This window comes from Oleiagrimonas sp., from assembly GCF_027858935.1.
Taxonomy (GTDB): domain Bacteria; phylum Pseudomonadota; class Gammaproteobacteria; order Xanthomonadales; family Rhodanobacteraceae; genus Oleiagrimonas.
In genome coordinates this window covers 1-5,461 of record NZ_JAQIBU010000132.1, presented here as the reverse complement: position 1 = coordinate 5,461, position 5,461 = coordinate 1, and the positions used below count along the sequence as shown (strand labels likewise).

Below are 5,461 nucleotides of genomic sequence, written 5' to 3'. Positions count from 1 at the left end.
ACCGGCAATGTCTGCCGCCGTTCGACCACTCCAACCACCTGCTGCAAGGGCTTGAGCAGCACTTCACGTTGAATCCCGAATTGCATGTCTATGCCCCTATCCCGATCTCTATTGGTTTGTTGATTAAAGAAAAAAGCTGTAGTGGCTGGTCCTGTGGATGACTGGAGAAGCCTTAAATATCTTTTTCTTTCAATAGCTTGAGAAGATCAATCCAGTGCAGTTCTGGTCTTGCTTCCTGTGTTTGAATTGTGGACAAGTCGCGTATCGCGCCAGATCCACTTGTTATCCACAGCTTTTCAGCCTGTAAGTATACGGATCAACTGCTCCCAATCCTGCTTGATGCGCGCATCCTTTTCCATCAAGGCTCGAATAGTACGACAGGCATGCATCACCGTTGTATGGTCGCGCCCGCCAAAGGCTTCACCGATTTCCGGAAGACTGTGCTCGGTCAACTCCTTGGTCAGGGTCATGGCCAATTGCCTGGGTCGTGCCAGGGAGCGCACCCGGCGCTTGGAAAGCAGATCCGAAAGGCGCACCTGGTAGTAGTCAGCCACGGTCTTCTGGATATTCGGAATGGTGACGGCTTGGGCATGCGTGCTGAGCAGATCGCGCAGGGTTTCCTGCGCAAAATCAGCGTTGATCGCGCGACCGAAGAAATTGGCGCGTGCCGCCAGCGTGTTCAGCGCACCCTCCAGGTCGCGTACGTTGGAGCGGATACGGCGCGCCAGCAGCATCGCAACATCCTCGGGCACGTCCACGCCCTTTTCATGGGCCTTGGACAACAGGATCGCGGCGCGGGTTTCGAAGTCAGGAGGCTCAATGGCCACCGACAGGCCCCAGCCGAGGCGTGACTTGAGCCTGGGCTCGAGCTTTTCCACTTCCTTCGGATAGCGGTCACAAGTCAGGATGATCTGTTGCTTGCCTTCGAACAGCGCATTGAAGGTGTGGAAAAACTCCTCTTGCGTGGTGTCCTTGCCGGCAAAGAATTGGATATCGTCGATCAGCAGCGCGTCGATCGATCGGAAACGCCGTTTGAAGGCATCCATGTTCTTGGCGCGAAGGGACTCGATCATGGCGCTGACGAATTGCTCCGATCGCAGGTACAGGACCCTTGTACCCGGTTTTTCCGAACACATGAGATTGCCGGCCGCATGCATCAGATGGGTCTTGCCCAGACCCGTGCCCCCGTAGAGCAGCAACGGGTTGTAGGCGCGCCCCGGGTTTTGCGCCACTTGCATCGCGGCGGCCTTGCCCAGCTGGTTGGACTTGCCCTCGACAAAGGTCTCGAAGGTGTAGTGTGGATCGAGGTTGTGGGTCGGCGCAGCAGACGGGGTCATGGCAGCGCCCGTGCTGACATTCCCGCGCGCGTTTCCGGCCGATGTGCCGGGGTGGGATCCGCCGGCGGATCCGACGCTGATGTGTACCGGAAGGGCTTGTCCGTTGATATGGGTCAGCACGCTGCGGATGTGATCGAGATAGTCGCTGCGGACAACATCAAGGGTATAGTTGTTGGGCGCGTACAAGCGCAGGCCACCCTCTTCCTCACGCGCCTGCAGCGGCAGCAGCCAGGTGTTGAGGTCCTCGGCATTGAACTCACCTTCAAGGCGCTCTAGGCAGCGCCGCCATAAGTCACTCATCAAACATCCACCAAACTCGGCCCATCCATGCGCAGGTCGCGCATCGCAAGTCCTCAGTCTAGCAGCATGAAACGGACACACTGCGGTGGATGTAAGGGTGTCGCAACGGCATATTGCTAAGCGGCTGGGCTTGACAGCATGGCGCATGCTTCGCATACTTCCGCGTCTTTTTCCCCGCTTTTTTCTGGAGCACGCCATGAAGCGCACGTACCAGCCGAGCAAGCTCAAGCACGCTCGTACCCACGGGTTTCGCGCCCGCATGCGCACAGCTGATGGTCGCAAGATCATCAATGCGCGCCGCGCCAAGGGCCGCAAACGCCTGATTCCGTAAGCGGTCTGGTCATGTCCGCCGTCGGCCTGCCGTGCGAATCACGGCTCCGACGCGCAGCTGATTTTGCCGCACTGCGAAAGCCGACCGGTCGCCTTGGCTGCGCATGTTTTCGCGTCCGCTACAGGGGCAACACGGTCGGTTTTGCACGTCTGGGCCAAGCCGTATCGCGCAAGGTCTCCAAGCGCGCTGTGGACCGCAACAGGATCAAGCGCATCGTGCGCGAATCGTTTCGGCAGGCACGTCCGCATCTGTCAGCCGTGGACATACTGATCATCGCTGACGCGAAGGCTGCACTGTGTTCCCGCAGCGAACTGCGCGCTGAACTGGACAAGCTCTGGCAACGCGTACGCCTGTCCAACCGTTGATGCCCGCCCTCTCGCCCGGCACAATCGCGAGCTGACACGCTCGTTTCTAGGCTGCCATTGCAGGTTTCATGAGCCGCGCCAAGTGCGCCGTTCCGCCACCCGGATTTCACGTCATGCCCCAAACGCGCTCGTTCCTGCTTCTGGCGCTCCTGTTCGTCGGTTACCTGTTGTGGAACCAGTGGCAGCAGGATTACCACACGCCTGCGGTAACTGCGACGCCAGCTGCCGCAGCCACTCAGGGCAAGGCGAAGGCCCCGGATCTGGCCGATAGCAGCGTGCCCCAGGCTTCCTCTGCTCCGGCAGTGGCCGAAAGCGCCGGGACAGCGGATGCGCCGGGTACCCCCAGCACACCGGCAGCGGCTCCCGTCAGCGCGCCGACCAGGCCGAGTGTGATCAAGCACGGGGCCCTGGTTACGGTCACCACGGATGTGCTGCGCGTGACGATCGACAGTCGCGGCGGAAGCATCATTCGCGCGGACTTGCTGAAATATCCCAAGAAGTTGAAATCCAGCCACTCGGTACGGTTGTTGAACGACAGCCGCAGCCGTTTTTTCGTGGCTCAGGATGGCCTGCTCAGCCGTAGCGGTGATGCACCCGACCAGCGTGCGATGTTCCACGCAGCCAAGGCCAGCTATCAGCTCGAGCCCGATCAGAAGACCCTGGCGGTGGATCTGGACTGGACCAATGGCCAGGGCATCAAGGTGGTCAAGCAGTACACCTTCACCCGCGGCAGCTACGTGGTCGGGCTGGAACAACGCATCGACAATGGATCAAGCAAACCCTGGACCGGCTGGCCGTATCGTCAGTTGCAGCGTGTGGTGCCACCGCCCACCAAGCACAGCAACTTCCTGGCCAAATACTCGGACCAGTCGCGCTACAGCTTCTTCGGAGCGGCCTGGTACGGCCCCGACAAGAAGTTCAACACGATCAAGTTCGAGGACTTCAACAAGGACGGCAAGCAGTCCCTGAATCGCAAGGTGACGGGTGGTTGGGTCGCCATGGAGCAGCACTATTTCATGGCGGCCTGGTTGCCGGCAGACAAGCCGACCCAGCAGTTCAGCACCCACGTGGTGTCCAGCGCCACGCCCACGCGCTACCTGATCCGCGATATCGGACCGGGCTTCACCGTTGCCCCGGGTGCAAGCACCAGCACCAAAGCGCGCCTTTATGCCGGCCCGAAACTGCGCAACGAGTTGGGCCGGATCGCCCCGGGTCTGGACTTGTCGGTCGACTACGGCATGTTCACCGTGGTGGCCGCACCCATGCACATGCTGCTGACCTGGTTTCACGGCCTGACCGGCAACTGGGGCCTGGCCATCATCCTGGTGGTGCTGCTTATCAACGTGTTGTTGTACAAGCTCAATGCAGCGCAGTACCGGTCGGCCGCCAAGACACGCAAGCTGAAGCCGCGCATGGACGCCCTCAAGGAGCGTTACGGTGACGACAAGCAGAAGCTGCAGCAGGCCACCATGGAGCTGTACAAGAAAGAGAAGATCAACCCGGTTGCGGGCTGCTTCCCGATCCTGATCCAGATCCCGGTGTTCTTTGCCCTGTACACCGTTTTGCGCGAGAGTGTGGAACTGCGCCAGGCACCGTTCTTCGGCTGGATCCATGATCTTTCCGCGGCCGATCCGTACTTCGTGTTGCCGGTCCTTTACATGGGCGTGATGCTCATGACCCAGCGGCTGATGCCGATGAGCGCGGGTATGGACGCGACCCAGGCCAAGATCATGAAGTGGATGCCGATCATCTACCCGGTGTTCTTCGCCTTTTTCCCGGCTGGCCTGGTGCTGTACTACCTGGTCAACGGCCTGTGCCGCGTGGGCCAGCAGTGGTGGGTGATGCGCAAATTCGATGCCGAGGACGGCAAGCGTCGCGGCAAAGCCAAGCCGACCTGATGTTTCGTGGCGCGGCCTTTCGAGCTGCGCCATGATCGTACCCGTGGATCGCATGCCCCAGACCAGCGAAACGATCGCTGCCATCGCCACCGCACGTGGCGTGGGCGGCATCGGTGTGGTCCGGGTATCCGGTCCCAACGTACCGACGCTTGCCGAACACTTGCTGGGGCACAAGCCCGCACCGCGGCATGCCTCCCTGTGCCGTTTCCTCGAAGCGGACGGTACCCAGATCGACCATGGGCTGTTGCTGTATTTTCCTGCCCCGGCCTCCTATACCGGGGAGCATGTGCTTGAGCTGCAGGGCCATGGCAGCCACGTACTGATGGATCTGCTTCTCAAGCGCGTGTGCACACTGGGGGCGCGGCTGGCGCGGCCGGGTGAATTCACCGAACGGGCCTTTCTCAACGGCAAATTGGACCTGGCCCAGGCCGAAGCCGTTGCCGACCTTGTGGCCAGTCGTTCACTAGCCGCTGCACGTGCAGCCATGCGTTCCCTGGAGGGTGTGTTTTCCGAACAGGTGCATGCATTGCAGCAGCAGCTTGTCGCCCTGCGTGTGCACATCGAAGCGGCGATCGACTTCCCCGAGGAGGAGATCGATTTTCTGGCCGATCCGGCGATCAGCGAGCACATGCGGAACGTGCAGGAGTCGCTGGATACCTTGCTCAAGGCCGCGCGTCGCGGCGTGCGCCTGAATGATGGGCTGAGCGTGGCCATCATCGGTCGACCCAACGTGGGTAAGTCGAGTTTGATGAACGCCCTGGCCGGCTCCGAACGCGCCATTGTCACCGAAATCGCAGGCACTACGCGCGATGTAGTGCGCGAACACCTGGACCTGGACGGCACGGCGATCGAGTTGCTGGACACCGCCGGGCTGCGTGACAGCGACGATCCCGTGGAACGTGAAGGCGTGCGCCGTGCACGTGAGCACATGGCGCACGCCGATCTGGCCCTGCTGGTCACCGACGCCACGCACGCAATGGACGATCGAATCCTGTTTGCCGGTCTTGCGCAGGGCTCGGTGCGGGTGGTCGTGGTCAACAAGATCGACGTGTCCGGGCAGGAACCACGGGTGGAGCTCGTTGGCGAAGAACACTGGCTGTGGCTGTCTGCACGAACCGGCGAAGGCATGACCCTGCTGCGCAAACTGTTGCAGCGGCATGCAGGCAGCGACATGGAGGGTGCCTTCAGCGCGCGGCGACGCCACGTGCTGGCCCTGGAGCGCACCGCAAC

General features: G+C 61.2%; 6 protein-coding genes. 4 read left to right on the top strand and 2 right to left on the bottom strand.

Annotation, left to right across the window (positions count from 1 at the left end; translation table 11 throughout):
- Both PF446_RS14395 and dnaA read right to left on the bottom strand, forming a co-directional pair.
- Positions 1-86 (bottom strand): hypothetical protein (locus PF446_RS14395; RefSeq protein ID WP_343224655.1); only part of this gene is annotated, 86 nt, incomplete at its 3' end.
- A 210-nt stretch (positions 87-296) separates the two neighbouring features.
- The gene (gene dnaA / locus PF446_RS05040) at positions 297-1,637 is read right to left on the bottom strand and encodes a chromosomal replication initiator protein DnaA (RefSeq protein WP_298070156.1); all 1,341 of its coding nucleotides are present in this window, start codon (positions 1,635-1,637) and stop codon (positions 297-299) included.
- 196 nt (positions 1,638-1,833) lie between these two features.
- Between dnaA and rpmH the strand changes: the two genes are divergently transcribed.
- From rpmH to mnmE, 4 genes are all read left to right on the top strand, one after another.
- Positions 1,834-1,968, top strand: coding sequence for a 50S ribosomal protein L34 (gene rpmH, locus PF446_RS05035; RefSeq protein ID WP_298070155.1), 135 nt, complete (start codon positions 1,834-1,836; stop codon positions 1,966-1,968).
- An 11-nt stretch (positions 1,969-1,979) separates the two neighbouring features.
- Positions 1,980-2,333: a ribonuclease P protein component gene (gene rnpA, locus PF446_RS05030; protein ID WP_298070154.1), complete on the top strand. Its 354-nt coding sequence runs from the start codon at positions 1,980-1,982 to the stop codon at positions 2,331-2,333.
- A 113-nt stretch (positions 2,334-2,446) separates the two neighbouring features.
- Positions 2,447-4,231 carry a membrane protein insertase YidC gene (gene yidC, locus PF446_RS05025; RefSeq protein WP_298070153.1) on the top strand — a complete coding sequence of 595 codons (1,785 nt, stop codon included), beginning with the start codon at positions 2,447-2,449 and terminating at the stop codon, positions 4,229-4,231.
- A 52-nt stretch (positions 4,232-4,283) separates the two neighbouring features.
- On the top strand, positions 4,284-5,461 hold a 1,178-nt coding region (gene mnmE / locus PF446_RS05020; RefSeq protein ID WP_298070157.1), incomplete at its 3' end, for a tRNA uridine-5-carboxymethylaminomethyl(34) synthesis GTPase MnmE.